The 24,723-nt window shown below is 62.8% G+C and carries 23 protein-coding genes; 9 read left to right on the top strand and 14 right to left on the bottom strand.

What is annotated here, in order from left to right; genetic code table 11:
* Positions 1 to 40 precede the first annotated feature (40 nt).
* The 8 genes from MRBLPB4O_RS27360 to MRBLPB4O_RS27395 form a co-directional block, all read right to left on the bottom strand.
* Positions 41 to 937, bottom strand: a complete 897-nt coding sequence (locus tag MRBLPB4O_RS27360) for a peptidoglycan DD-metalloendopeptidase family protein (RefSeq protein ID WP_341797148.1) — start codon at positions 935 to 937, stop codon at positions 41 to 43.
* Between the two features lie 143 nt (positions 938 to 1,080).
* Positions 1,081 to 1,977: a response regulator gene (locus MRBLPB4O_RS27365; protein WP_059394544.1), complete on the bottom strand. Its 897-nt coding sequence runs from the start codon at positions 1,975 to 1,977 to the stop codon at positions 1,081 to 1,083.
* Positions 1,978 to 2,141: 164 nt separating this feature from the next.
* On the bottom strand, positions 2,142 to 2,912 hold the full coding sequence (phoU, locus tag MRBLPB4O_RS27370) for a phosphate signaling complex protein PhoU (RefSeq protein WP_016489846.1): 771 nt from the start codon (positions 2,910 to 2,912) through the stop codon (positions 2,142 to 2,144).
* Between the two features lie 73 nt (positions 2,913 to 2,985).
* A complete protein-coding gene (gene pstB, locus MRBLPB4O_RS27375; protein ID WP_341797149.1) occupies positions 2,986 to 3,819 on the bottom strand; it encodes a phosphate ABC transporter ATP-binding protein PstB in 834 nt (277 codons plus the stop codon).
* 102 nt (positions 3,820 to 3,921) lie between these two features.
* Positions 3,922 to 5,538 (bottom strand): phosphate ABC transporter permease PstA, encoded by a 1,617-nt coding sequence (pstA, locus tag MRBLPB4O_RS27380; RefSeq protein WP_341798939.1) that lies wholly within the window; start codon positions 5,536 to 5,538, stop codon positions 3,922 to 3,924.
* A 71-nt stretch (positions 5,539 to 5,609) separates the two neighbouring features.
* Complete coding sequence (locus MRBLPB4O_RS27385; RefSeq protein ID WP_341797150.1) at positions 5,610 to 7,898, bottom strand: ABC transporter permease subunit; 2,289 nt, start codon at positions 7,896 to 7,898, stop codon at positions 5,610 to 5,612.
* A gap of 139 nt (positions 7,899 to 8,037) precedes the next feature.
* Positions 8,038 to 9,036, bottom strand: coding sequence for a phosphate ABC transporter substrate-binding protein PstS (locus MRBLPB4O_RS27390; RefSeq protein ID WP_341797151.1), 999 nt, complete (start codon positions 9,034 to 9,036; stop codon positions 8,038 to 8,040).
* A gap of 219 nt (positions 9,037 to 9,255) precedes the next feature.
* The gene (locus MRBLPB4O_RS27395; protein ID WP_049277693.1) at positions 9,256 to 10,545 is read right to left on the bottom strand and encodes an MFS transporter; all 1,290 of its coding nucleotides are present in this window, start codon (positions 10,543 to 10,545) and stop codon (positions 9,256 to 9,258) included.
* Positions 10,546 to 10,905: 360 nt separating this feature from the next.
* On the opposite strand from MRBLPB4O_RS27395, the gene MRBLPB4O_RS27400 reads away from it, so the two are divergent.
* Both MRBLPB4O_RS27400 and MRBLPB4O_RS27405 read left to right on the top strand, forming a co-directional pair.
* Positions 10,906 to 11,304 (top strand): acyl-CoA thioesterase, encoded by a 399-nt coding sequence (locus tag MRBLPB4O_RS27400; RefSeq protein ID WP_016489852.1) that lies wholly within the window; start codon positions 10,906 to 10,908, stop codon positions 11,302 to 11,304.
* A 71-nt stretch (positions 11,305 to 11,375) separates the two neighbouring features.
* A complete protein-coding gene (locus MRBLPB4O_RS27405; protein ID WP_341797152.1) occupies positions 11,376 to 12,272 on the top strand; it encodes a D-hexose-6-phosphate mutarotase in 897 nt (298 codons plus the stop codon).
* Between the two features lie 132 nt (positions 12,273 to 12,404).
* Here the strand turns inward: MRBLPB4O_RS27405 and MRBLPB4O_RS27410 are convergent, their stop codons facing one another.
* From MRBLPB4O_RS27410 to MRBLPB4O_RS27430, 5 genes are all read right to left on the bottom strand, one after another.
* On the bottom strand, positions 12,405 to 12,938 hold the full coding sequence (locus MRBLPB4O_RS27410; RefSeq protein ID WP_341797153.1) for a DUF3299 domain-containing protein: 534 nt from the start codon (positions 12,936 to 12,938) through the stop codon (positions 12,405 to 12,407).
* A 48-nt stretch (positions 12,939 to 12,986) separates the two neighbouring features.
* On the bottom strand, positions 12,987 to 13,232 hold the full coding sequence (locus MRBLPB4O_RS27415) for a GlsB/YeaQ/YmgE family stress response membrane protein (RefSeq protein WP_012054121.1): 246 nt from the start codon (positions 13,230 to 13,232) through the stop codon (positions 12,987 to 12,989).
* A 108-nt stretch (positions 13,233 to 13,340) separates the two neighbouring features.
* Complete coding sequence (locus tag MRBLPB4O_RS27420; protein WP_016502259.1) at positions 13,341 to 14,423, bottom strand: 5-(carboxyamino)imidazole ribonucleotide synthase; 1,083 nt, start codon at positions 14,421 to 14,423, stop codon at positions 13,341 to 13,343.
* Positions 14,424 to 14,433: 10 nt separating this feature from the next.
* Positions 14,434 to 14,925 carry a 5-(carboxyamino)imidazole ribonucleotide mutase gene (gene purE / locus MRBLPB4O_RS27425; protein WP_016489856.1) on the bottom strand — a complete coding sequence of 164 codons (492 nt, stop codon included), beginning with the start codon at positions 14,923 to 14,925 and terminating at the stop codon, positions 14,434 to 14,436.
* Positions 14,926 to 15,096: 171 nt separating this feature from the next.
* The gene (locus tag MRBLPB4O_RS27430) at positions 15,097 to 16,029 is read right to left on the bottom strand and encodes a LysR substrate-binding domain-containing protein (RefSeq protein WP_341797154.1); all 933 of its coding nucleotides are present in this window, start codon (positions 16,027 to 16,029) and stop codon (positions 15,097 to 15,099) included.
* A gap of 182 nt (positions 16,030 to 16,211) precedes the next feature.
* Between MRBLPB4O_RS27430 and aspA the strand changes: the two genes are divergently transcribed.
* The 4 genes from aspA (at position 16,212) to MRBLPB4O_RS27450 (ending at position 21,166) form a co-directional block, all read left to right on the top strand.
* Positions 16,212 to 17,636, top strand: a complete 1,425-nt coding sequence (gene aspA, locus MRBLPB4O_RS27435; protein WP_041168153.1) for an aspartate ammonia-lyase — start codon at positions 16,212 to 16,214, stop codon at positions 17,634 to 17,636.
* Positions 17,637 to 17,808: 172 nt separating this feature from the next.
* Positions 17,809 to 18,801, top strand: a complete 993-nt coding sequence (locus tag MRBLPB4O_RS27440) for an AraC family transcriptional regulator (protein ID WP_341797155.1) — start codon at positions 17,809 to 17,811, stop codon at positions 18,799 to 18,801.
* A 218-nt stretch (positions 18,802 to 19,019) separates the two neighbouring features.
* Entirely contained in the window at positions 19,020 to 20,063 is a 1,044-nt protein-coding gene (locus tag MRBLPB4O_RS27445; protein WP_341797156.1) for a histone deacetylase family protein, read from the top strand.
* Positions 20,063 to 21,166 carry a polyamine ABC transporter substrate-binding protein gene (locus tag MRBLPB4O_RS27450; RefSeq protein ID WP_016502264.1) on the top strand — a complete coding sequence of 368 codons (1,104 nt, stop codon included), beginning with the start codon at positions 20,063 to 20,065 and terminating at the stop codon, positions 21,164 to 21,166. The genes MRBLPB4O_RS27445 and MRBLPB4O_RS27450 overlap by 1 nt, the downstream gene beginning before the upstream one ends.
* 101 nt (positions 21,167 to 21,267) lie before the next feature.
* On the opposite strand, the gene MRBLPB4O_RS27455 is transcribed toward MRBLPB4O_RS27450, so the two are convergent.
* Complete coding sequence (locus tag MRBLPB4O_RS27455) at positions 21,268 to 22,797, bottom strand: PLP-dependent aminotransferase family protein (RefSeq protein ID WP_341797157.1); 1,530 nt, start codon at positions 22,795 to 22,797, stop codon at positions 21,268 to 21,270.
* 90 nt (positions 22,798 to 22,887) lie between these two features.
* Between MRBLPB4O_RS27455 and MRBLPB4O_RS27460 the strand changes: the two genes are divergently transcribed.
* Genes MRBLPB4O_RS27460 through MRBLPB4O_RS27470 form a run of 3 tightly spaced genes read left to right on the top strand, consistent with a single transcriptional unit; the run spans position 22,888 to position 24,655 of the window.
* Entirely contained in the window at positions 22,888 to 23,517 is a 630-nt protein-coding gene (locus tag MRBLPB4O_RS27460) for an FMN-binding negative transcriptional regulator (protein WP_341797158.1), read from the top strand.
* Between the two features lie 12 nt (positions 23,518 to 23,529).
* Positions 23,530 to 23,976, top strand: coding sequence for a GNAT family N-acetyltransferase (locus tag MRBLPB4O_RS27465; RefSeq protein ID WP_341797159.1), 447 nt, complete (start codon positions 23,530 to 23,532; stop codon positions 23,974 to 23,976).
* A 7-nt stretch (positions 23,977 to 23,983) separates the two neighbouring features.
* Positions 23,984 to 24,655, top strand: coding sequence for a GNAT family protein (locus MRBLPB4O_RS27470; RefSeq protein ID WP_341797160.1), 672 nt, complete (start codon positions 23,984 to 23,986; stop codon positions 24,653 to 24,655).
* The last annotated feature ends 68 nt before the right edge of the window (positions 24,656 to 24,723 follow it).

The raw sequence follows: 24,723 nt of genomic DNA on the forward strand, positions 1-24,723 counted from the left end.
TGCTGCGTCGCGAAAGGCCTGCAAAGCAGGCCCGGCAATCTCAAGGGTTACCCGCAGTAAAGTCGGGTAACCCGCTGATCGGCCGGTCGAACCGGTAAGGTATCGACTCCAGCGCCAACCCCACATTGCGCTGCACCACGAAATGCAGGTGCGGCCCTGTGCTGTTGCCGGTATTGCCCGACCTGGCCAGCATCTGCCCCTGGCGTACCCGTTGCCCCTCCGCCACCACCACCGAACCACGCATCAGGTGCAGGTACACGCCCATGGTGCCGTCCGGGTGCAGGATCCTGACAAAGTTACCCGAGGGGTTGGGCGCGCGACCGCTCTGGCTGTTTTCCGTCTTCACCACCACGCCCTCGCGCGCCGCGATGATGGTAGTGCCTTCGGGCATGGCGATATCCATGGCGTAGCGCCCCTTGGGCCCAAAATGGCTGACACGGCCGTTAGGGCCCTGGGTGACGCGGAATGGCCCGCCGACCCAGGGGAACGCATACCGGAAGCCCTGGGGCCGCTTGCCCGGGTCACCCATGGCCTGCAGCAGGGTCGAACGGTAGTTCAGCAGCAGCCCGGGCCGCCCCCTGAGCACGCTGAGCATTTGCGTGGTGCGCGGCGGCAGCAGCCGGCGCACGATACGCGGGGCATCGCCGCCTTGCGCGTTTACCAGGTTGTCCAGGCGCAATTCGACCTCTACCGGCACATGCAGCTCGTTGCGTGCCGAAAAGCTCACGCCGCCGTCGAAGGTTTTCGCGTTCAGCAGCACCTGGCCTTCGAGCGTTTCGACCATGGGCTCGCGCAGCACCAAGGGCTTGGCGCCCGGGCCTGGCCGGTCGGAATATGAGATGACACCGAAGTCGTCGGTGATCTTGTAGAGCGTCACACCCAGGCTCGACGCCGAGGCCATGAGCAATGCACAGAACAGCAGCAGGCGGGCGGGCATGATAGTGGCTTTTTGACAGTTATGATCTATCGAAGCCTAGCAGCGGGTTTTGAGGCAGGTATTGCAGTTGGTCGGATGGCGCTTTCTCTGTGGGAGCGGCCTTGCCGGGGCGCTCCCACAAGGGTTGACCTGCTGCCTGGTTGTCAGGCGCCGGGGGTGAAGTGCTTCTGCGCCGTCCCGCGGGCAATCAGGCGCGACAGGTAATCGAGCTTCTGGGCGTCCTGGTCGACAAACTTGAAGGTCAACTGTAGCCAGTCGCTGTCGGGCTTGGGCTCCAAGGCTGCGACGGCATGCAGGTAGCCGTTCAAACGCGCAACTTCAGCGTTCTCGCCCTGCTCCAGGTCCAGCACGGCGCCCTCCAGCACCTGCGGCAGCGCTTCGCTGCGGCGTACCACCAGCAGTGCCTCTTTCAGGCTCAGCGCCTTGATCACGCACGGTTGCATGCCGCTAGCCAGGCGCAACTGGCCTTGGCCGCGCCCCGTCGGAGCAGGGGCCGACGGCGTGGGTGCATTGACCAATGGTTTGGCAGCGCCCGGCGCTGGCGCGGGGGCCGTCACCTTGGCCGCCTCTGGCTTGCCACCTGTCAGGGCACTCAGCGAATCGTTGGCGAATGCCGAGTTGGCCCGCGCCGGGCCGATGGCCATCAGGCTGTCGAGCTTGCCGATCTTGGTCAGCGCCTTTTTCACCTTGGTCAGCAGTTGCTCGTTGGTGAACGGCTTGCCGACAAAGTCGGACACGCCCGCCTGGATCGCCTGAATGACGTTTTCCTTGTCGCCACGGCTGGTCACCATGATGAACTGCAGGTTCTTCAGCGCAGGCTGCTGACGGCACCAGGTGAGCAATTCCAGGCCGGACATTTCCGGCATTTCCCAGTCGCACAGGACCAGGTCGAAGGCTTCCTTGCCGAGCATGGCCATGGCCTTGCGACCATTGACGGCGTCGTCGATGGCCATGCCCGGGAAGGCATTGCGCAGGCACTTGCGGACCAGGTCACGGATAAACGGGGCGTCATCCACGACCAGCACATTCACTTTACTCATCAATACTCCTTCTGAATCCCGACTAGCCTACTGCCAAATAATGGCTATTTGCTACAACCTGGTCACGCCGGGACTTCTTCACATCGTTCGCGGGTGCCTGCCGGCTCCTCGACCGCAAACGAAAACGCCCGGCCGAGGCCGGGCGTCGAAGCTCGGGAGCAACCTTACTTATCGTCAGATTCGCCCGGAACATTAGCCTTTTCGCCATCGGCGACAGCGGTACCCTGCACTTCTGCCGTCATGCGCTTGAGGCCCATGTGGCGAACGTCGGTGCCGCGCACCAGGTAGATCACCAGCTCGGAAATGTTGCGCGCGTGGTCACCGATACGTTCCAGCGAACGCAGCGCCCAGATCACGCTCAGAACCCGCGAGATGGAGCGCGGGTCTTCCATCATGTAGGTCACCAGCTCGCGCAGGGCGGTCTTGTACTCGCGGTCGATGGTCTTGTCGTACTGGGCCACCGACAACGCCAGGTCGGCATCGAAGCGGGCAAAGGCGTCCAGCGCATCGCGGACCATGTTGCGGACCTGGTCGCCAATGTGGCGCACCTCGACGTAGCCGCGCGGCGACTCGCCTTCTTCGCACAGCTGGATGGCGCGGCGGGCGATCTTGGTCGCCTCGTCGCCGATGCGCTCAAGGTCGATCACCGACTTTGAAATGCTGATGATCAGGCGTAGGTCCGACGCCGCCGGCTGGCGACGGGCGAGGATGCGCACGCATTCCTCGTCGATGTTGCGCTCCATCTGGTTGATCTGCTCGTCGACTTCGCGCACTTGCTGGGCCAGGCCCGAGTCGGCCTCGATCAGCGCCGTAACGGCGTCGTTGACTTGTTTTTCCACCAGGCCACCCATGGCCAGCAGGTGGCTGCGCACTTCTTCGAGCTCGGCGTTGAACTGCTGGGAAATATGGTGGGTAAGGCTTTCTTTGTTGATCATCGTTCGCTCCGCGAAGAGGCTGCAAGCTTCATGTAGTTCGTGTCATTCCCTGTGGGAGCGGGCCGCGTGGCTGCTAGCCGTAGCGACCGGTGATGTAGTCTTCGGTCTGTTTCTTCGCCGGGTTGGTGAACAGGGTATCGGTGTCCCCGAATTCGACCAGTTTGCCCATGTACATGAACGCGGTGTAGTCCGAAACCCGGGCTGCCTGCTGCATGTTGTGGGTCACGATGACGATGGTGTACTTGGATTTCAATTCGTAGATCAGTTCTTCAACCTTCAGGGTCGAGATCGGGTCCAGTGCCGAGCAAGGTTCGTCGAGCAACAGCACTTCCGGTTCCACGGCAATGGTGCGGGCGATGACCAGACGTTGCTGCTGGCCGCCGGACAGGCCCAGCGCCGACTCGTGCAAGCGGTCCTTGACCTCGTCCCACAGGGCCGCGCCTTTCAGCGCCCACTCGACGGCTTCGTCCAGCACACGCTTCTTGTTGATGCCCTGGATACGCAGGCCGTAGACCACGTTCTCGTAGATGGTCTTGGGGAACGGGTTGGGCTTCTGGAACACCATGCCCACACGACGGCGCAGCTCGGCCACGTCTTCGCCCTTGCGGTAGATGTTGTTGCCGTAGAGGTTGATGGCGCCTTCCACACGGCAGCCGTCAACCAGGTCGTTCATGCGGTTGAAGGTGCGCAGCAGGGTCGACTTGCCGCAGCCGGACGGGCCGATGAAGGCGGTCACGCGCTGCTTGGGAATGTTCATGCTGATATCGAACAGCGCCTGCTTGTCGCCATAGAACAGGCTCAGGCCCGGCACTTCGATGGCCACGGTTTCTTCGGCCAGTTGCAGGCCCTGCTTGTTGCGGCCCAGGGCAGACATGTCGATGCCGTGGGTATGAGAATCTTGCTGCATGGTCTCACTCCGTTTGTAGCTGCGAGCTTGAAGCTGCAAGCTGCAAGTTAGGGCAAAGCGGCAATCTGCTTGGAGCTTGCCGCTTGTGACTTAAAGCTTTGATCAGCTGTCCAGCGCCTTGTACTTCTCACGCAGGTGGTTGCGGATCCACACGGCCGAGAGGTTGAGGGAGGCGATCACCAGTACCAGCAGCAGTGCCGTGGCGTACACCAGCGGCCGCGCGGCCTCGACGTTCGGGCTCTGGAAGCCGACGTCATAGATGTGGAAGCCCAGGTGCATGATCTTCTGGTCCAGGTGCAGGTACGGGTAGTTGCCGTCCACTGGCAGCGAAGGCGCCAGCTTCACCACACCCACCAGCATCAGCGGGGCCACTTCACCGGCGGCGCGGGCCACGGCGAGGATCATGCCGGTCATCATGGCCGGGCTGGCCATGGGCAAGACAATCTTCCACAGCGTCTCGGCCTTGGTCGCGCCCAGGGCCAGCGAGCCCTCGCGTACGGTACGCGGAATACGCGCCAGGCCTTCTTCGGTGGCCACGATCACCACCGGTACGGCCAGCAGTGCCAGGGTCAATGATGCCCACAACAGGCCCGGGGTACCCAGGGTTGGCGCCGGCAGTGCTTCAGGGAAGAACAGGCGGTCGATAGAACCACCCAGCACGTAGACGAAGAAGCCCAGGCCGAACACGCCGTAGACGATCGCCGGCACGCCAGCCAGGTTGTTCACCGCAATGCGGATCAGTCGGGTCACCGGGCCTTGCCGTGCGTATTCGCGCAGGTAGACGGCAGCCAGCACACCGAACGGGGTGACGATCACGGCCATGATCAGGGTCATCATCACGGTACCGAAAATAGCCGGGAAGATACCGCCTTCAGTGTTGGCCTCACGCGGGTCATCGCTGAGGAACTCCCAGACCTTGGCAAAGTAGGTACCCAGCTTGGTGAAGCCGGACATGCCGTTCGGCTGGATGGCGTGCACCACCTTGCTCAGGTTGATTTCCACTTCGCGGCCGTTGCCATCGCGTGCCACCAGGCTGTCGCGGGCGAAGGCCTGGTGCAGGCCGCTCAAGCGGTCTTCGATGGCCTTGTAGCGGCTGTTCAGCTCGGCCCGGTCGGCGTCCATGTCGGCCTGGGCGGCGGCGTCCAGCTTGCCGTCCAGCTCCAGCTTGCGGGCGTGCAGGCGCAGGCGCTCAAGGCCATGGTTGATGGCACCGATGTCCTTCTTCTCCAGCTGCTGCAGCTCACCGTTGAGCTGGCTGGCGCGCTTGAGGCGGGCCTGCAGTTCGTTCCAGGCAGCAGGGCCTTCGGCAACCACGCGGCCTTCTTCCTTGACGCTGACCAGGTAGCCATAGAAGTTGCCCCACTCGCGGCGCGCCAGGGCGATGAGGTCGGCCGGGCGCTGTTCATCGACCAGCCAGTCGCCGACCACCCAGGTGAAATCGCTGCCGTTGAGGTCGCGGTTACCCACCTTGATCAGCTCGCGAGTCATGAACTCCGGGCCCTGCTCCGGTACCGGCAGGCCGGCCCCCTTCAGGCGGGCACGGGGTACCTCTTCCTTTTGCACCACTTCGCCGATGACGATGTGGTCAGCCTGGCCCGGTACCTTGTAGGTGGCCTGGACAAGATCGGCCGGCCAGAAGTGGCCCAGGCCGCGCACGGCAATCACCGCCAGCAGGCCAACGGTCATGATCACCGCCATGGCCACGGCGCCGCCGCTCATCCAGACGCCTGGGGCGCCGCTCTTGAACCAGCCTTTGAGGGAATCCTTTTTCACGGATCGCTACCTTTCTATCAAAGCGACGAGTATTTCTTGCGCAGACGCTGGCGAATCAGCTCGGCCAAGGTGTTCATGACGAACGTGAACATCAACAGCACCAGCGCGGCCAGGAACAGCACGCGGTAGTGGCTGCCACCGACTTCCGATTCCGGCATTTCCACGGCCACGTTGGCGGCCAGGGTGCGCATGCCCTCGAACAGGTTCATCTCCATCACCGGGGTGTTGCCGGTGGCCATCAGCACGATCATGGTCTCGCCCACCGCACGGCCCATGCCGATCATCAGCGCCGAGAAGATACCCGGGCTGGCGGTGAGGATGACCACGCGGGTCAGGGTCTGCCAAGGCGTCGCACCCAGCGCCAGCGAGCCCAGGGTCAGGCTGCGCGGCACGCTGAACACGGCGTCTTCGGCAATGGAATAGATGTTCGGGATGACCGCAAAGCCCATGGCGATACCCACGACCAGAGCGTTGCGCTGGTCGTAGGTGATGCCCAGGTCGTTGGTGATCCACAGGCGCATGTCACCGCCGAAGAACCAGTTTTCCAGGTGCGGGCTCATGGTCAGGGCGAACCAGCCGGTGAACAGGATGACCGGTATCAGGATCGCGGCTTCCCAGCCATCTGGCACCCGCAGGCGGATCGACTCCGGCAGGCGGCTCCAGGTGAAGCCGGCCAGCAGGATGCCGAGCGGCATCAGCAGGAACAGGCTGAACACGCCTGGCAGGTGGCCTTCGAGGTAAGGGGCCAGGAACAGGCCGGCGAAGAAGCCGAGGATCACCGTCGGCATCGCTTCCATCAACTCGATCACCGGCTTGACCTTGCGGCGCATGCCCGGGGCCATGAAGTAGGCGGTGTAGATGGCGGCGGCAATGGCCAGCGGGGCGGCCAGGATCATCGCGTAGAACGCGGCTTTCAGCGTACCGAAGGTCAGCGGCGAAAGGCTCAGCTTGGGTTCGAAGTCGGTATTGGAAGCGGTCGATTGCCAGACGTATTTCGGCTCATCGTAGTTCTCGTACCACACCTTGCCCCACAGCGCGCTGAAGGAAACTTCAGGGTGCGGGTTGCGCAGGCTCAGCGGCAGCAGCTTGCCGCCCTCTTCGATGATGATGCGGTTGGCACGCGGCGACAGGGCCAGGGTGCCTGGGCCGTCGGCGGCCGGCTCGACCAGCAGGGTGCGGTGCGCCGTGCTGTGGAACACGCCCAGCTTGCCGTCGGCGTCCAGGGCGATGAAGCCCTTGCGGCGCTCTTCGGCGTCAATCTGCACAACCGGGGCCTTGCCCATCTGGAAGGTACGGATCTGCTTGAAGCGCGATTCGCCGTCCGGGTCCCGTGCCATGAACCATTGGGCCAGGCCACCTTTGGAGTCACCGATGATCAGCGATATGCCGCCGACCAACTGGGCGCTGGCGGTAATTTCGGTGTCAGCGCTTTCGGCCAGCTTGTAGCGGCCGTTGAGGCTCTTGTCACGCAGGCTGAACACGTCGGCGGTGGCGCGGCCGTTGATCACGTAGAGCCACTGCTGACGCGGGTCGATGAAGATGTTCTTCACTGCTTCGGTCATCTGCGGCAGCACGATACGGTTCTGCTCGGTGGTGACCTCTTCGGTCATCATGTTTTCGGTGCGGGTCAGCTGCACCACCTGCAGGTGCGCGCCAGTGGACCCGGCCAGTACCAGGGTGTCGCCATTGACGTTGACGTTGACGTGCTCCAGCGCACGGCCCTGTTCGTCGAGCACGAACGGCTGCTCACCGTAGGGGTAGTCGATGCCGGGGGTGATGGTTTTCTTGTTGTCCGGGTAGGTGATCTTGTAGGTGTGGTGGAACACCAGCGCCTGACCATTGGACAAGCCCAGCACCACCAGCGGGCTGCCCGGCTGGTCGCTACTGATCGAGGTTACCTGGGCGTCTGCCGGCACTGGCAGGTCGACCCGCTTGAGCTCGTTACCGGTCTTGGTATCGAAGAACAGTGCCTGGCCCTTGTCCGAAACTCGCATCCCCACCAGGTTCTGTTCTTCAAGCGCGATCATCAGCGGCTTGCCGGCATCCTGCTGCAGCCAGGTCGGCTCAAGGGCCTTCTTGCTGGTCAGCTCGGCACCCTGGAACAGTGGCAACACCACATAGGCCAGGTAGAAGAAGATCAAGGTGATTGCCGCCAATACGGCAAGCCCGCCCACCAGCACGTACCAGCGGGTCAGGCGGTCCTTCAGCGCGCGGATGCGGCGCTTGCGTTGCAACTCGGGCGTATTGAAATCAATGCGCACGGGCTGGGAGTTTTGGGTCATGTTGGAATTGGCCAGATCATTCATGCGCACACCCTAGCGGTCCCGTGTGACAAAAACATTACAAAGTGGTGACGCACGAAAGCCCGCCGCACAGAAGACCTGGCTTCGGACTGGAAATACGTGGAAGAGGCCGGGCATCAGCACCGGCCCCTTCTTCAATTACTTACTTCTTTGCGACGTTACCAGCGTGCGACAGGCCCAGGTCAGCCAGGGTCTTGTCGACGACTTTGGACGGCAGCGGGATGTAGCCATCCTTCACCACGACCTGCTGGCCCGCTTGCGACAGCACCAGCTTGACGAACTCGGCTTCCAGCGGGGCCAGAGGCTTGTTCGGGGCCTTGTTGACGTAGACGTACAGGAAGCGCGACAGCGGGTACTTGCCGTTCAGGGCGTTTTCTTCGTTGTCGTCGATGTACTCGGTGCTGCCCTTCTTGGCCAGCGGAACAGTCTTCACGCTGGCGGTCTTGTAGCCGATACCCGAGTAGCCGATGCCGTTCAGCGAGCTGCTGATCGACTGCACGACCGAAGCCGAGCCAGGCTGTTCGTTCACGTTAGGCTTGAAGTCGCCTTTGCACAGGGCTTCTTCCTTGAAGTAGCCGTAGGTGCCCGACACCGAGTTACGGCCGAACAGCTGCACTGGCTTGTTGGCCAGGTCGCCGGTCACACCCAGGTCGCCCCAGGTTTTCACGTCTGCTTTGCCACCGCACAGGCGGGTGGAGGAGAAGACTGCGTCGACCTGCTCCATGGTCAGGCCTTTGATCGGGTTGTCCTTGTGCACGAACACGGCCAAGGCGTCGACGGCGACCGGGATGGCGGTCGGCTTGTAGCCGTACTTCTGCTCGAAGGCCTGCAGCTCGACGTCCTTCATCTTGCGGCTCATCGGGCCGAGGTTGGCGGTGCCTTCGGTCAGCGCGGGTGGCGCAGTGGAAGAGCCGGCCGCCTGGATCTGGATGTTTACGTTCGGATATTCCTTCTTGTAGGCCTCGGCCCACAGAGTCATCAGGTTCGCGAGGGTATCGGAACCGACGCTGGAGAGGTTGCCCGAAACACCGGTGGTTTTGGTGTAGGTCGGGATTGCAGGATCGACAGCGGCTACCGCGTTGGCGGTTGCAACGCCAGCGGCGGCAAAGGTGAGGGCCGCCATCAAACGCTTCAGTTTCATGCCTTGCTCCTAGCAGGAATATTGGGGTGTTGGATGGAACGGGCCCAAGTATCGGCAGGCCGCATGAACACGATATGACTTCATTGTGACAATTGGATGAAAGGCCATCACTGATAACAGGTCTGGCCTCTTCGCGGTGTACGACCGCTCCCAAAGGGGTTGTGCTGAGCCCTGTGGGAGCGGGCGTGCCCGCGAAGAGGCCAGCAGCCCCGAAACAGATCAGCGCTTGTTGGCGAGCAGGTACAGGCCCACGGCCAGACCAACGGCGCACAGCCCTGCCACATAGTAGGCAGGCGCCATCGGGCTTACTTTCAGCAGCGCGGTCACCACCATCGGCGTCAAACCACCAAAGATCGCGTAGGCCACGTTGTACGAGAACGACAGCCCGCTGAAGCGCACCGCCGCCGGGAATGCCTTGACCATTACATAGGGCACCGCGCCGATCACACCCACGCACAGGCCGGTCAGCGCGTACAGCGGGAACAGCAGCTCGGGCCGGGTCGGCAGGCTGTGGTAGAAGGTCCAGGAGCTGGCCAGCAGCAACAGGCTGCCGATCACGAACACCCGCCCCGCGCCGAAGCGGTCGGCCAGGCTGCCGGCGCCGATGCAGCCGAAGCTGAGCAGCACGATGGCCATGCTGTTGGCCTTGAGCGAGTCGATCGGGCTGATGTGGTAGAAGCTCTGCAGCAGCGCAGGAGTCATCAGGATAACCACCACGATACCGGCCGACAGCATCCAGGTCAGCAGCATCGACAGGATGATCGGGCCGCGGTGGTCGCGCAGCACGGCGCGTAGCGGCAGCTCCTCGGCCAGCGCCTTGCGTTGCTGCATCTCGGCGAACACCGGGGTTTCGTGCAGCCAGCGGCGCAGGTACACCGAGAACAGGCCGAACACACCGCCGAGCAGGAACGGAATACGCCAGGCGTAATCGGCCACTTCTTCAGCGCTGTACACGCTGTTGATCAGGGTTGCCACCAGCGAGCCCAGCAGAATGCCCGCCGTCAGGCCTGCGGTGAGGGTGCCGCAGGCATAGCCGGTGTTGCGCGCCGGTACGTGCTCGGAGACGAACACCCAGGCGCCCGGCACCTCGCCCCCAATCGCAGCGCCCTGGATCACCCGCATCAGCAGCAGCAGGATCGGCGCCCACATGCCGATTTGTGCATAGGTTGGCAGCAGGCCCATGATCAGGGTCGGCAGGGCCATCATGAAGATGCTCAGGGTGAACATCTTCTTGCGCCCGAGCAGGTCACCGAAGTGGGCCATGATGATGCCGCCCAGCGGCCGCGCCAGGTAGCCGGCGGCGAAGATGCCGAACGTTTGCATCAGGCGCAGCCACTCGGGCATGTCGGCCGGGAAGAACAGCTTGCCAACCACCGTGGCGAAGAACACGAAGATGATGAAGTCGTAGAACTCCAGTGCGCCACCCAGGGCGGACAGTGAGAGTGTCTTGTAATCACTGCGGGTCAGCGGCCGCGGGGGCTGCTCGATACTGCTCGGCACGGAAGTCATCGCTCGTTGTTCTCTTGTAGGGCATGCAGGCCGCTTGGCACGCGGCTTCTGGATTGGGAGACAGGCGAAGATAGCAAATTGCCGAGGCGCGCCGAAAGCGATACAAAATCCATACAGATATTCATGAATGCGCGGTCGTCGCTGGCGGTTATGCTCTATATACTGGCGATTCGTAGGAAAAGGTTGCTGCCAGCGTGGGATGTTGTGCGAAAACGCCGGTCTTTATGTCAGACGGTTTCGCAGAGTTTCCCTACGGCCGTCCAGTGAAACGAAATCGGCGTAGTATGTTTCAAGCTGAATCGTTTACCCGGCCTTTGCGCCACATCAACGGAAAGCGTCACGGGTCAGAGGCCCCATCGCATGATTGAGCTCGAACAAGAAGATCCAATCCCGCAAGGCGACCTGGCCTTGCAGATCACCGCACTCCCGCGCGAGACCAACGGATTTGGCGACATCTTCGGCGGCTGGCTGGTTGCCCAGATGGACCTGGCCGGCACCGCCATGGCCAGCCGCGTCGCCGGTGGCCGCGTGGCGACCGTGGCCATCGAACGCATGGCGTTCCTGGTACCCGTCGCGGTGGGCGCACAGCTGTCGTTCTATACCCAGACCCTGGAAATCGGCCGCAGCTCGATCCAGATGATGGTCGAAGTGTGGAGCGACGACCCGTTGTCCAGTGAATGGCGCAAGGTTACCGAAGCAGCATTCGTCTTCGTTGCCATCGACGGCAGTGGCCGCACCCGTTCCGTGCCTCGTCGCTGAGCCACGCGGGCGGTAAACTCATTGCATGTGCCCGGGTCCAAGGCCCACTGGCAATCAATGAGACGAACGCAATGGCTACCTACCAGGTCGTAACCGAGCAACATGGCGAACTCAACTGCTGGCGTATCAGCAGCGACCGCGCCGAACTCCTGATCGCCCAGCAGGGGGCACAGATCCTCAGCTACCAGCGGGTCGGCGAGCCGCCGCTGCTGTGGCTGAGCGACCAAGCCATCTTCCGCCAGGGCAAGTCGGTCCGCGCCGGTGTGCCGGTGTGCTGGCCGTGGTTCGGCAACCTGCAGCGCAACCCCCAAGCCGTTCAGGCCATGTACCACGGCGAGCAGGCGCCTGCTCACGGGCTGGCGCGCTCGCGTGACTGGCAGCTGCTGGGTATCGAGGCAGCGGGCACCGGCCTGCGCATCGAATTCCAGTTGCCTGAAGCGCAGGGCGATCTACCCGACTGGCCTCATGATGTCGAACTGAAACTGGTGATAGAGCTGGATGAAGCGCTGAAGCTGAACCTGACCAGCCGCAACATGGGCAATACCCCCGTTACCATCAGCCAGGCACTGCACAGCTACTTCGCGGTTAGTGATGTGCGCCGGGCGCGGGTCGAAGGCGTCGAGGGCCTGGGCTATATCGAAACGCTGGCGGACTGGGAACAGCGTGAGCAGCAGGGGGCACTGGCGTTTGCCGGGGAGACTGACCGGATCTACCTCGACACCCCTCAGACCCTGAGCATTGTCGACCCGCACTGGAACCGGCGGATAAACCTGACCAGCAGCGGCTCGCGGTCGGCGGTGATCTGGAACCCATGGACTGATCGGGCGCGGGAGCTGGCGGACATGGCTGACGACGGCTGGCAGCGCATGCTGTGCATCGAGACGGCGAATGTGTGGGATGACCTTGTGGAATTGAAGCCTGGCGCGAGTCACTCACTGAGCGTGGTAGTTGCCAGCGAAGCGCTTTGATCTGAAGCCCCCGGGACCGCTGCGCGGTCCTTTCGCGACACAAGGTCGCTCCTACAAGGGACCGCGCAACGCCTGAGGCTCGTGGTGACCCTGTGGGAGCGGGTTTACCCGCGAATACGCCGGTGCAGGCAATCAGAGGTCTGCGTCTTCCACCACCCTCACCTTCCCCGCATCCAGCGCATAGGCCGCATCGGCCAGGTCATTACTGACCTTCTCTACCTTCAGCTTGCCGCTGACCCACAGCGGTGTGTAGATGTCATCGATCTTCAACCCTTTCGGGTAGCGCACGAGCACCAGCTGGTTCGGCGGCGGAGGCGGCACATGGATGCACGCGCCTGGGTAAGGCACCAGGAAGAACAGCGTGCTGTTGCCCTTGGCGTCGCTTTCCAGTGGCACCGGGTAGCCGCCCAGGCGAATGTCCTTGCCGTTCATGGTCGCCACGGTCTTGGTCGAATACATCACCGCTGGCAGGCCCTTGCTCTGCTTCAGCCCGCCCTTGTCGGTAAAGGTGCCCATGGCTTCCGGCGAGTTATGGTCGATTTCGGGCATTTGCTCGAGCGCTTTCTGGTCCGACTTGGGCATCAGCTCCAGCCAGTCGGTTTCAGGCAGTTCGGCATGGGCTAGGGTACTGGCCAACAGGAGGGAGACGAGGAAAAAGGCTCGCATGGCAATGCTCGGCAACTCGGATGAATTGCCGGGCATTCTAACCAGTATTCAGCGTTTCTTGATAAATCCGTAGATCACCAGAAGGACCACGGCACCGATCAGCGCGCCAAGGAAGCCCGCCGCCTGCCCGGCCTGATAGATGCCCAGTGCCTGGCCGCCATAGGTAGCCAGCAAGGAGCCGGCAATACCCAGCAGGATGGTCATGATCCAGCCCATGCTGTCGTCGCCCGGCTTGATGAAGCGGGCCAGCAGGCCAACGATGAGGCCGATGAAGATGGTTCCAATGATGCCCATGGCAATCCCTCTGCAGTGAATATGGAGCAAGCCAAAGCCTAGACGGGCTTTGGCTTGTTGCCATGTTCAGAGGGCAAGCCGCTTGCAGAAGTTCGATCTGTAGCCCGATCAGTTGCTGATCAGAGCCTCTACTTCGGCAATCTTGCGCTCGAGGGTGGCCATGTCATGGCAGCGCAGGGTGGCGTGGCCAACCTTGCGGCCGACCTTGAAGGCCTTGCCGTAGTGGTGCAGATGGCAGTCGCCGATGGCGACAACCTTGTCCACGGCCGGCACTTCACCGATGAAGTTGAGCATCGCGCTCTCGCCCACCTTGGCGGTCGAGCCCAGCGGCAGGCCGGCAACGGCGCGCAGGTGGTTCTCGAACTGGCTGCACTCGGCGCCTTCGATGGTCCAGTGCCCAGAGTTGTGCACACGCGGGGCGATTTCGTTGGCCTTCAGGCCACCGTCAACCTCGAAGAACTCGAAGGCCATGACGCCGACGTAGTCCAGCTTCTGCAGCACACGGCCCACGTAGTCTTCGGCCAGGGCCTGCAGCGGGTGCGCCTGGCTGGCTACCGACAGGCGCAGGATGCCGCTTTCGTGGGTGTTGTGCACCAGCGGGTAGAAGCGGGTTTCGCCATCACGGGCACGCACCGCCACCAGCGACACTTCGCCAGTGAACGGCACGAAGCCTTCCAGCAGGCACGGCACGCTGCCCAGCTCGGCGAAGGTGCCTACCACGTCTTCTGGCGTGCGCAGCACCTTCTGACCCTTGCCGTCGTAGCCCAGGGTGCGGGTTTTCAGCACCGCCGGCAGGCCGATGCTGGCCACCGCAGCGTCCAGGTCTGCCTGGGAAAGGATGTCGGCGAAGGCCGGGGTCGGGATACCCAGGTCGCGGAACATGCTCTTTTCGAACAGGCGGTCACGGGCGATGCGCAGCGCTTCGGCGCTGGGGTAGACCGGCACGAACTGCGAGAGGAACGCCACGGTCTCGGCCGGAACGCTTTCGAACTCGAAGGTGACCAGGTCGACTTCGTCGGCCAGCTGGCGCAGGTGGTCCTGGTCGCCGTAGTCGGCACGCAGGTGCTCGCCCAACGGCGCGGCACAAGCGTCCGGTGCCGGGTCGAGGAAAGCGAAGTTCATGCCCAGCGGGGTGCCCGCCAGGGCCAGCATGCGGCCCAGCTGGCCGCCACCGATTACACCGATCTTCATGGGTTGAGCCTCAAGCCTGGCGGGGGTCTGGGTTGTCCAGCACAGTGTCGGTCTGTTCGGTGCGGAACTGCTTGAGCGCCGCGTGGTACTGCGGGTATTTGGCGCCCAGGATGCTGGCCGACAGCAGCGCAGCGTTGATCGCACCGGCACGGCCGATGGCCAGCGTGGCAACCGGCACGCCGGCTGGCATCTGCACGATCGACAGCAGCGAATCGACGCCCGACAGCATCGACGACTGCACCGGCACACCCAGCACCGGCAGGTGGGTCTTGGCGGCGCACATGCCTGGCAGGTGGGCTGCGCCACCGGCACCGGCGATGATCACCTCGATGCCGCGGCCTTCGGCCTCCTCGGCATACTGGAACAGCAGATCCGGGGTGCGGTGGGCAGAAACCACCTTCACTTCGTAGGGAATGCCGAGTTTTTCCAGCATATCGGCGGTGTGGCTAAGGGTGGACCAATCGGACTTGGAGCCCATGATCACGCCAACCAGTGCACTCATCGTCGAGCCTCTTCGCTTGTGCGCCCGTGGGCGCGTCAAAAAACAACAAGCCACGCGGGACGACCGGCGTGGCTTGTTTGCTGATCTGGACCGGACGCATCCGGTCGAAAGGCCGCGCAGTATACCGTAAGGTGGTGCGTTTAAGGCACCCCGGCGACCAACTGTCGGGCCTTATTTTTCGGGGCTTTGGCTGACTTTCGGGTCAACCGCCGCCGCACCCTCCAGCTTGCGCCACAACAGCCTGACGTTGGCCTTGCGCACCAGGGCGCAGCGGTACAGGCGAATTTCCAGTGGCACATGCCACTGGCTGCCGCCACACACGGCCAGCTCGCCTCGTTCCAGCTCGCCACGCATCGACAGGCGCGGTACCCAGGCAATACCCATGCCCTCCAGCGCCATGCTCTTGAGGCTGTCGGCCATGGCGGTCTCATACACGGTGGTATAGCGCAGGTTGCGCTGGCGCAGCAGCAAATTGACCGAGCGGCCCAGGAAGGCGCCAGCGGTATAGGCCAACAACGGCACGCTGCCCTCACCCTCCAGGTCGAACAACGGCTTGCCCTCGGCATCCACGGCGCACACCGGCAACATTTCGGTGTTGCCCATGTGCAACGACGGGAAGATCTCGGCATCCATCTGCAGGGCCGCGTCCGGGTCATAGAAGGCCAGCATCAGGTCGCAGCCACCTTCGCGTAATGCATGCACGGCATCTCCGACGTTAGTCGCAACCAGGCGGGTGGCGATGTTCAAACCGTCGTTGCGCAACTGGGCCACCCACCGGGGGAAAAAGCCCGACGCCAGGGAGTGCGCCGCAGCCACCTGCACAACCTCGCCCTGCCCGCCCTCAAGATGATGCAAATGGCGGAGAATTTCGCTTAACTGGTCGACAACAGTGCGCGCCGTGACGAGAAAAAGCTGGCCGGCCTCTGTCAGTTCAATGGGCGTGCGGGAACGATTCACCAGCTGCAACCCCAACGCCGCTTCAAGGCTGCGAATACGCCGGCTGAAGGCCGGTTGGGTGACGAAACGCCGCTCTGCGGCCTGAGAAAAACTGCGGGTAGAAGCCAGCGCACTGAAATCTTCCAGCCATTTGCTTTCAAGGTTCACGAAGCACATCTCCCGGCGTGCACCAAAATGGAACACGCTCGAATGTCAATTGGCGTCACATGAAACACTATGCCGTTTGTGCATAGGTTAGCGTGCAACAGCATTGGCCGCAAAATCACCTTCAGGCCTAGGATTGGCGCCATTCCGGCATGTGCCGGGTCAATATCGAGATGATATACATCATGTCCTCCGCTGCATCGTTCCGCGTCGAAAAAGATCTGTTGGGTACCCTTGAAGTTCCTGCTGATGCCTACTACGGCATCCAGACCCTGCGCGCTGCCAACAACTTCCACCTCTCCGGCGTTCCGCTGTCGCACTACCCGAAACTGGTAGTGGGCCTGGCGATGGTCAAGCAGGCAGCTGCTGACGCCAACCGTGAGCTGGGGCACTTGAGCGATGCCAAGCACGCCGCGATCAGCGCAGCCTGCGCACGACTGATCAAGGGCGACTACCACGAGCAGTTCGTGGTGGACATGATTCAAGGCGGTGCTGGTACTTCTACCAACATGAACGCCAACGAAGTCATCGCCAACATCGCGCTGGAGGCCATGGGCCATCAGAAGGGTGAGTACCAGTACCTGCACCCGAACAACGATGTGAACATGGCGCAGTCGACCAACGACGCCTACCCGACCGCTATCCGCCTGGGCCTGCTGCTGGGTCACGATGCCCTGCTGGCCAGCCTCGACAGCCTGATCCAGGCCTTCGCTGCCAAAGGTAAAGAGTTCGACCACGTACTGAAGATGGGCCGTACCCAGCTGCAGGACGCCGTGCCGATGACCCTGGGCCAGGAATTCCGCGCCTTCGCCACCACCATGACCGAAGACCTCAACCGTCTGCGTTCGCTGGCGCCTGAGCTGCTGACCGAAATCAACCTGGGTGGTACTGCCATCGGTACCGGCATCAACGCCGACCCGGGCTACCAGATGCTCGCCGTACAGCGCCTGGCAACCATCAGCGGCCAGCCGCTGGTACCGGCTGCCGACCTGATCGAAGCCACCTCCGACATGGGCGCCTTCGTGCTGTTCTCCGGCATGCTCAAGCGTACCGCGGTCAAGCTGTCGAAGATCTGCAACGACCTGCGCCTGCTGTCCAGCGGCCCACGCACCGGCATCAACGAGATCAACCTGCCAGCGCGTCAGCCAGGCAGCTCGATCATGCCAGGCAAGGTCAACCCGGTTATCCCGGAAGCCGTCAACCAAGTCGCCTTCGCCATCATGGGCAACGACCTGGCCCTGACCGTCGCCGCCGAAGGTGGCCAGCTGCAGCTGAACGTGATGGAACCGCTGATCGCCTACAAGATCTTCGACTCGATCCGCCTGCTGCAACGCGCCATGGACATGCTGCGCGAGCACTGCATCGTCGGCATCACTGCCAACGAACAGCGCTGCCGTGAACTGGTCGAGCACTCGATCGGCCTGGTCACTGCCCTAAACCCGTACATCGGCTACGAAAACGCCACCCGTATCGCCCGCGTTGCCCTGGAAACCGGCCGTGGCGTACTGGAACTGGTGCGCGAAGAGAAGCTGCTGGACGAAGAGATGCTCAACGACATCCTGCGTCCGGAAAACATGATCGCTCCACGTCTGGTTCCGCTGAAGGCGTAACCCGGCTGCTGCAAACAGTCTCACCAGGTTAAGGGACTAGACACCTCTCAACCTTTCAAGGCCCGAGCGATTGCTTCGGGCCTTTTTTTGCCTGATGGATTTTGCCTGAACGCCCGGATATCGGCACACAACTTGCTCCATAATGCGTCCCAGCCCCACGGGATTACCCAGCATGCTGCACAGTCACCTGACCACCCTCAACGCAGTTTCGCTGATCCTCAACGTGTTCCAGGCGGACGGTTGCGAGGCTTCGGCGCTGCTGGCCGGCAGCGGCATTGGCCCGGCCGACCTGGGGCACGCCGATGCGCGCATCACCACCCAGCAGGAACTGCAGGTGTGCGCCAACGCCGTGGCCCGGCGCGAGGACATCGGCCTGGAACTGGGCCGCCGCATGCACGTGTCGTGCTACGGCATGCTCGGTTACGCCCTGCTCTCCAGTGCCACTTTGGGTGACGCCTTGCGCCTGGCGCTGCAATATCCGGCACTGCTGGGAACAGTCTTCAAGCTGCGCTTGCTCGACGATGGCCAGCGGGTCTGGTTCAGCGCCAGCGATTACCACGACAGCCCGGCGCTGAGCGCTTTCAACGCAGAGTTCTGCCTGGTGTCGCTGAAAGTCATCTGCGATGACCTGCTTGGCCGCCCGCTACCATTGCTGGGCGCCCGCTTCGAGCACCCACGGCCCGGTTACCACACGCACTATGCCAATGCATTCCAGTGCCCGGTCGGTTTTGCCGCCGAGGACAATGCCTTCGCCTTCGAACGGCGCTGGCTGGATACGCCGCTGCCGCTGGCCGACCCGATTACCCACAAGGCCATGAGCGAGCGCTGCCGGCGCCTGAACCTTGAGTTCACCGGCCGTCAGGCCTGGCTGGGGCGGATTCGTCAGTTGCTGACGCAGCAACTGGATGCCGCGCCGGGGCTGGAAGGCCTGGCACGGCAGATGAACTGCTCATCCCGCACCTTGCGTCGGCATCTACAGGCGCTGGGCAGCAGTTATCAACAGCTGCTGGACGAGCTCAGGTTCGAGCGGGCCAAGCAGTTGCTGGCCGATGAGCAGATGCCCATCTACCGTATTGCCGAAACGTTGGGGTTCAGCGAGACGGCCAGTTTCCGCCATGCCTTCCAGCGCTGGAGTGGTGTGGCACCCAGCCACTTCCGCGGTTGACCTGTTCCGGCCCTATCGCCGGCAAGCCGGATCCCACAGGTCATCCGCTGCATTCAAGGCCTGTGCAGTACTGGTGGGAGCTGGCTTGCCGGCGATAGGGCCAGCACAGGCCAATCAACCTTGGCCACATCGATCCCCTTTTGGCCACTTGCGTCGTTCTCCGCTACTGACCTGCCCATGACAATGGACCCACGCCAGTACCCACCCGGAGAACAACAATGCTGACGATCTATTCCGATGACCACCGCCTGCACCACGGCCGCTGTGAGCTGATCGACGGCAAGCTGATGCCCTGTTTCGAAATGCCTTCGCGTGCCGACCATGTGCTCGACCAGGTGAAAAAGCGCAACCTCGGTGATATCCAGGCCCCTACCGACTTCGGCCGGGCGCCATTGCTGCGTATCCACAGCGCCGATTACCTGAATTTCTTCGAAGGCGCCTGGGCCCGCTGGGCTGCACTGGGCCAGGAAGGCGACCTGCTGCCGTTCACCTGGCCTGCTCGCACCCTGCGCCAGGTAAAACCCACTGGCCTGCACGGTGAGCTGGGCTATTACAGCTTCGATGCCGGTGCGCCGATTACCGCGGGCACCTGGCAAGCGGCGTACAGCGCAGCCCAAGTTGCCCTTACCGCCCAGGCAGCGATCCAGCAAGGCGCCCATTCGGCCTTCGCGCTGTGCCGCCCGCCAGGGCATCACGCCGCAGGTGAAGTGATGGGCGGCTACTGCTACCTGAACAACGCTGCCATCGCCGCCCAGGCGTTCCTCGACCAGGGCAAGCGCAAAGTCGCCATCCTCGACGTCGACTACCACCACGGTAATGGCACCCAGGACATCTTCTACAGCCGCGACGACGTGTTCTTCGCTTCGATCCACGGCGACCCGCAGGACGAGTTCCCGTTCTTCCTCGGCTATGCCGACGAAACCGGCGAAGGTGCCGGCGAGGGCTGCAACATCAATTACCCATTGCCGGCCGGTAGCGATTGGGCCGCCTGGAACGCCGCCCTGGAAGACGCCTGCCAGCGCATCGCCAGCTATGACGCCGACGTGCTGGTCGTCTCGTTGGGTGTGGACACCTTCAAGGACGACCCCATTTCGCAGTTCAAGCTGGACAGCCCGGACTACCTGGAAATGGGCAAGCGCATCGGCCAGCTCGGCAAGCCGACCCTGTTCGTGATGGAAGGCGGCTACGCTGTGGAAGAAATCGGTATCAACGCGGTCAATGTGCTGGAAGGCTTCCAGCGCGCCCAGCCAGGAGCCCGGTAATGGTCCGACTCAAGCGTCTGCTCGCTCCGTTCATCGCTGCCACCCTGTTCACCGGTGCCCTGCAAGCCCAGGCCGAGCAGCGCACCTTGCGTGTGTATAACTGGTTCGATTACATCACCCCGCAGACCTTGACCGACTTCCAGAAGGACAGCGGCGTCAAACTGATCTACGACATCTTCGACACCAACGAAGCGCTGGAGGCCAAGCTGCTCACCGGCAACTCCGGCTATGACGTGGTGGTGCCGTCCAACGTATTCCTCGCCAAGCAGATCGAGGCCGGGGTATTCCAGCCGCTGGACCGCAGCAAGCTGCCGAACTGGCAACACCTGGACCCGGCGCTGATGAAGCTGATCGAGGCCAACGACCCGGGCAACAAGTTTGCCGTGCCGTACATGTACGGCACCGTGCTGATCGGCTTCAACCCGGCCAAGGTCAAGGCGGCACTCGGCGACAATGCGCCGGTAGACAGCTGGGACCTGATCTTCAAGGAAGAGAACATCGCCAAGCTCAAGCAGTGCGGGGTGGCCCTGCTGGACTCCCCTTCGGAAATTCTGCCCCTGGCCCTGCAGTACCTGGGCTTGCCACCGAACAGTGACAAACCGGCCGACTACAAGAAGGCTGAGGCACTGATGCTGAAGATTCGCCCGTACATCACCTACTTCCACTCCTCGAAGTACATGGCAGACATCGCCAATGGCGATATCTGCGTGGCGGTGGGCTACAGCGGCAGCTTCTCGCAGGCCGCCAACCGCGCCCGCGAAGCCAAGAACGACGTGGTGGTGGACATGCGCCTGCCCAAGGAAGGCGCGCCGATCTGGTTCGACATGCTGGCGATTCCAAAGAATGCGGCCAACCCGGAAGATGCCCACACGTTCATCAATTACCTGCTGCGGCCGGAGGTGATTGCGCCGATCAGCGACTTTGTCGGGTACCCCAACCCGAACAAGGATGCGACCGACAAGGTGAACCCGGCGATTCGCAACAACCCCAACCTGTACCCGACGGCGGAGGCGATGGCCAAGCTGTATACCCTCAAGCCATTGGCGAGGGATGCAGAGCGGGCCAGGACCCGGGCCTGGACGCGGATCAAATCCGGCACCTGAGTCGCCTGCTTCGCGGGCATGCCCGCTCCCACATTGATCGCATGCCACGCGGGCTCTGTGGGAGCTGGCTTGCCGGCGATTGGGCCGCATAGCGGCCCCATTCACCTTCTCCAGGCCTTTCGCAGTTTCATCAGTGCCTCGGCAATCTCTCCCTCCGGCACCGCCGCAAAGCCCAGCACCAGCCCCGCTCGCTTATCCACAGGCACCTCGCTGTCCGCCAACCAGAAATTACTCAGCGGCGTAACCTCCACACCCACCGCTTCAGCCTTGGCCACCAGGGCCTGCTCCCGCGCAAAGTTATCCACATCGACCTTCACATGCAGCCCGGCCGCCACTGCCGGCATGGCGCCCAAACCTGGAATATCCACAGGCCAGCCTGCCTTGAGCACATTGCGTCGGCTCAACGCTGCCTTGCGCATGCGCCGGATGTGCCGCTGAAAGTGCCCGCGGGCGATGAACTCGGCCATCACGCATTGGCTGCTGACCTCAGAATGGCGCACCGAAAGCGCCTTGCCCTGGCTGAACGCCTGCGCCAACTGCGGTGGGAGTACCAGATAGCCCAGGCGCAGCGCCGGGAAGGCAATCTTGCCGAAGGTGCCGACGTACAGTACCCGCCCGTGCCGGTCGAGCGCCGCCAACGGAGCCAAAGGCGCGCCGCTGTACCGGTACTCGCCGTCGTAGTCGTCCTCGATGATCCAGCCATCGTTGCGGTCAGCCCAGGCCAGCAGCTCCAGGCGACGCGCCAGGCTCATGGTTACCCCGGTCGGGTACTGGTGAGCAGGCGTTACATAAGCCAACCGGCAGTCTCCCAACTGCCCGAGCCGGGCGCAGTCCATCCCCTCTTCATCCACCGGTACGCCGTACAACTGGCCACCCGCCACTGCGAAGGCGTGACCGGCCGCCCGATACCCCGGGTTTTCCACAGCCACACCGTCGCCCGGCTGCAACAGCAACTGTGCACAAAGGCTGATGGCCTGCTGTGCACCACTGGTGATCACAATTTGTTCAGCCATGCAACTCAGCCCACGCGAGCGACGCAAGTAGGCAGCGATCAGTTCGCGCAGCATCGGCTCGCCCGCCGGGTCGCCATAACCCAGTTGTGCGGGGCTCGGATTACGCCAGAAACCCGCCTGCAGCTTGGCCCAGACGTCAAACGGGAACAGGTCGAATGCGGGAATACCGACGCGAAAAGCACGCGGCTGGCCGCTTCTTGGCGGCGGCAAGTGGTTGGTTTTCAGCCGCTGCAAAGCTGCACTGGAACGTCGGTTGCTGGATAAATCCTCAGTGTCTTTTAATGAAATTGTGGATAAGCCTGTTGATAACCCATGGGATAACCCTGTGGATACTTGTGTGGATAGTTTTGGTAGCCGGCTTACATAGGTGCCATCGCCCACCCGGCTTTCGATGTAGCCCTCGGCGTACAACTGGTCATACGCCCGCACCACGCTGTTGCGTGACAGCACCAGCATGGTGGCCAACTCGCGGGTGGCCGGCAGCCGGGTACCGCTGCTCAAGCGGCCGTCCAGCACTCGCGCGCGCAGCGCCTGGTACAGCTGCTGGCTGAGCCCGCGGCGGCGATCCAGGGCGATCCCGGAAGGGTCGAAAGGCAAAACAAGGGGGCTATCACTCATGGCATTGGACCTATGAAAACAGGCAGTAATGGCTCTTACCCAGAACCAATAGCCTGCCTAGGATGGCACCATTGCACAAGGAAACCGAGCATGTACAACAGCAAACCCCACCAGGAACACGACCTCGGCCGCCTGCACCAGCACATGCTCGACACCCGCCTGGCCGTGCTGGTCAGCCAAGGCGAACAAGGCCTGTTGGCCACACACCTGCCGGTACTGGTCGACACAGGCGAAGGCGAGTTCGGCACCGTCTATGCACACCTGGCACGGGCCAACCGCCAATGGCAGGACCTGGCACAAGGTGGCGAAGCCCTGCTGGTCTTCCCCGGCGCCGATGCCTATGTCAGCCCCGGCTACTACCCAAGCAAAGCCGATAACCCCAAGGTCGTGCCGACCTGGAACTACCTGGCCGTACACGCCTATGGCCCGGCCGAAGTCATCCATGAAGCCGAGCCTCTGCTCGCTATCGTAAGCCGCCTGACCGAGCGCCACGAACAAGGCCGCAACGAACCGTGGAGCGTCACCGACGCCCCGGCTGACTACATCGAGGGCATGCTCCGCGCCATCGTCGGTATCCGCCTGCCCATCGCCCGCCTGCAAGGCGCGCGCAAGCTCAGCCAGAACCGCTCCGAGCAAGACATCTCCGGCGTGCGTGAAGGCCTGAGCGCCAGCCCTGATCAACTGGACAACCAACTCGCGGCGCACATGCGCCAACTGTGAAGGAATAGCCCCATGCCCAGCGTTACCCTGCGCCCCGTCAACGCCCAAGACCATGCCGCCTGGCTCGCCCTGTGGCAGGCCTACCTGCACTTCTATGAAACCGAGTTGGCCGATGAAGTCAGCCTCAGCACCTGGCAGCGCCTGCTCGACCCAAGTGAGCCGACCCATTCGGCACTGGCCTGGGTCGATGGCAAGGCGGTGGGGATGGTCAACTTCATCTACCATCGTTCCAACTGGAGCATCGAAAACTCCTGCTACCTGCAGGACCTGTACGTGGACAGCTCGCAACGTGGCCTGGGCATTGGTCGCCAGCTGATCGAGCACGTCTACACCACAGCCAAGGCCGACAACTGCATCAAGGTGCACTGGCTGACCCACGAAACCAATGCCACCGCCATCAGCCTGTATCAGCAGGTTGCCGAGCGCTCGGGCTTCATCCAATTCCGCAAAGGCTTGTAGGCCGAACATGACAGACGCATTGAACTGGAAACCCGCCGCAACGCCCGAGGCCGAGCCCATTGACGGCCGCTTCATCCGCCTGGAAAAGCTCGACCCGGCGCGCCATGGCGACGACCTCTGGGAAGTGCTGCAAGGCCCAACCGCCGACCCGGTGCTGTGGGACTACCTGCCCTATGGCCCGTTCGCCGAACGTGTCGCCTTCGACCGTTGGCTGGAGGGTAACGCCGCAGGACGCGACCCGCTGTTCTACACCGTCATCGACCGCCCCAGCGGCCAGGCCCAGGGCATTCTCAGCCTGATGTCGATCGTGCCCGACCACGGCCGCATCGAAATCGGCCACATCGCCTTCGGCGCCGCCATGCAGCGCACACCCAAGGGCACCGAGGCGGTGTACCTGCTGGGCAAGCTGGGCTTCGGACTGGGCAACCGCCGGCTGGAGTGGAAGTGCAACAATGCCAATGCCCGCTCCAAGCGCGCAGCGGAACGGTTCGGCTTCGTCTACGAAGGGGTGTTCCGCAAGCACCTGGTGGTGAAGGACCATAACCGCGATACGGCGTGGTATTCGATTACCGATGATGAATGGCCAGCAGTGGCTGCGGGGTTCGAGCGGTGGTTGGGCGAGGAGAATCAGCGGCCCGAGGGGCAGGTGAATACACTTGAAGCATGCCGCAACGGCTGATAGCTGTACGGGTCTCACTGGCCTCTTCTCGGGACAAGCCCGCTCCCACAGGTTTACCACTGCTTTTG

This window comes from Pseudomonas sp. LPB4.O (genome assembly GCF_038383825.1).
Lineage (GTDB): Bacteria > Pseudomonadota > Gammaproteobacteria > Pseudomonadales > Pseudomonadaceae > Aquipseudomonas > Aquipseudomonas putida.

Excerpts from the sequence above, each read along its gene's own strand:
- MRBLPB4O_RS27460 (WP_341797158.1), top strand. The coding sequence starts at position 22,888 with ATGTACAACAGCAAACCCCACCAGGAACACGACCTCGGCCGCCTGCAC.
- MRBLPB4O_RS27400 (WP_016489852.1), top strand. The coding sequence starts at position 10,906 with ATGATTGAGCTCGAACAAGAAGATCCAATCCCGCAAGGCGACCTGGCC.
- MRBLPB4O_RS27410 (WP_341797153.1), bottom strand. The coding sequence starts at position 12,938 with ATGCGAGCCTTTTTCCTCGTCTCCCTCCTGTTGGCCAGTACCCTAGCC.
- MRBLPB4O_RS27445 (WP_341797156.1), top strand. The coding sequence starts at position 19,020 with ATGCTGACGATCTATTCCGATGACCACCGCCTGCACCACGGCCGCTGT.
- MRBLPB4O_RS27450 (WP_016502264.1), top strand. The coding sequence starts at position 20,063 with ATGGTCCGACTCAAGCGTCTGCTCGCTCCGTTCATCGCTGCCACCCTG.
- purE (WP_016489856.1), bottom strand. The coding sequence starts at position 14,925 with ATGAGTGCACTGGTTGGCGTGATCATGGGCTCCAAGTCCGATTGGTCC.
- MRBLPB4O_RS27395 (WP_049277693.1), bottom strand. The coding sequence starts at position 10,545 with ATGACTTCCGTGCCGAGCAGTATCGAGCAGCCCCCGCGGCCGCTGACC.
- MRBLPB4O_RS27365 (WP_059394544.1), bottom strand. The coding sequence starts at position 1,977 with ATGAGTAAAGTGAATGTGCTGGTCGTGGATGACGCCCCGTTTATCCGT.
- pstB (WP_341797149.1), bottom strand. The coding sequence starts at position 3,819 with ATGCAGCAAGATTCTCATACCCACGGCATCGACATGTCTGCCCTGGGC.
- MRBLPB4O_RS27415 (WP_012054121.1), bottom strand. The coding sequence starts at position 13,232 with ATGGGCATCATTGGAACCATCTTCATCGGCCTCATCGTTGGCCTGCTG.
- MRBLPB4O_RS27405 (WP_341797152.1), top strand. The coding sequence starts at position 11,376 with ATGGCTACCTACCAGGTCGTAACCGAGCAACATGGCGAACTCAACTGC.
- MRBLPB4O_RS27385 (WP_341797150.1), bottom strand. The coding sequence starts at position 7,898 with ATGAATGATCTGGCCAATTCCAACATGACCCAAAACTCCCAGCCCGTG.
- MRBLPB4O_RS27390 (WP_341797151.1), bottom strand. The coding sequence starts at position 9,036 with ATGAAACTGAAGCGTTTGATGGCGGCCCTCACCTTTGCCGCCGCTGGC.
- MRBLPB4O_RS27420 (WP_016502259.1), bottom strand. The coding sequence starts at position 14,423 with ATGAAGATCGGTGTAATCGGTGGCGGCCAGCTGGGCCGCATGCTGGCC.
- aspA (WP_041168153.1), top strand. The coding sequence starts at position 16,212 with ATGTCCTCCGCTGCATCGTTCCGCGTCGAAAAAGATCTGTTGGGTACC.
- MRBLPB4O_RS27455 (WP_341797157.1), bottom strand. The coding sequence starts at position 22,797 with ATGAGTGATAGCCCCCTTGTTTTGCCTTTCGACCCTTCCGGGATCGCC.
- MRBLPB4O_RS27465 (WP_341797159.1), top strand. The coding sequence starts at position 23,530 with ATGCCCAGCGTTACCCTGCGCCCCGTCAACGCCCAAGACCATGCCGCC.
- MRBLPB4O_RS27470 (WP_341797160.1), top strand. The coding sequence starts at position 23,984 with ATGACAGACGCATTGAACTGGAAACCCGCCGCAACGCCCGAGGCCGAG.
- MRBLPB4O_RS27440 (WP_341797155.1), top strand. The coding sequence starts at position 17,809 with ATGCTGCACAGTCACCTGACCACCCTCAACGCAGTTTCGCTGATCCTC.
- pstA (WP_341798939.1), bottom strand. The coding sequence starts at position 5,538 with ATGAGCGGCGGCGCCGTGGCCATGGCGGTGATCATGACCGTTGGCCTG.
- phoU (WP_016489846.1), bottom strand. The coding sequence starts at position 2,912 with ATGATCAACAAAGAAAGCCTTACCCACCATATTTCCCAGCAGTTCAAC.
- MRBLPB4O_RS27360 (WP_341797148.1), bottom strand. The coding sequence starts at position 937 with ATGCCCGCCCGCCTGCTGCTGTTCTGTGCATTGCTCATGGCCTCGGCG.